This is a genomic window from Pedobacter sp. ASV12 (assembly GCF_016429155.1).
GTDB lineage: Bacteria > Bacteroidota > Bacteroidia > Sphingobacteriales > Sphingobacteriaceae > Pedobacter.
The window spans coordinates 1-403 of sequence record NZ_JAELUC010000334.1; the positions used below are offsets into that span (position 1 = coordinate 1).

At 71.0% G+C, this 403-nt stretch carries 1 protein-coding gene; it reads left to right on the plus strand.

All coding sequences use genetic code 11. The features are described from left to right. The coding region (locus tag JHD69_RS20550) for a hypothetical protein (protein WP_199142169.1) at window positions 1-207 on the plus strand (207 nt) is incomplete at its 5' end. Window positions 208-403 lie beyond the last annotated feature (196 nt).

Below are 403 nucleotides of genomic sequence, written 5' to 3' on the forward strand. Positions count from 1 at the left end.
CCCCCCCCCCCCCCCCCCCCCCCCCCCCCCCCCCCCCCCCCCCCCCCCCCCCCCCCCCCCCCCCCCCCCCCCCCCCCTCACCTCACCCCCCCCCCACCGACCCCACCCCATGTCGTGGTTCGTCGGCAGCGTCAGATGTGTATAAGAGACAGAAACCCTACAGGCTTACGGACAATCGAAAACAGCAACCAACCTTTTTTCGCTTGAGCTCGACCAGCTGGCCAAAGAATTTAAGGCAAGGGCCTATGCGGCTGTCTCTTATACACATCTCCGAGCCCACGAGACAGTAGTCATGATCTCGTATGCCGTCATATGCTTGAAACTGGGGGGGGGGGGGGGGGGGGGGGGGGGGGGGGGGGGGGGGGGGGGGGGGGGGGGGGGGGGGGGGGGGGGGGGGGGGGGG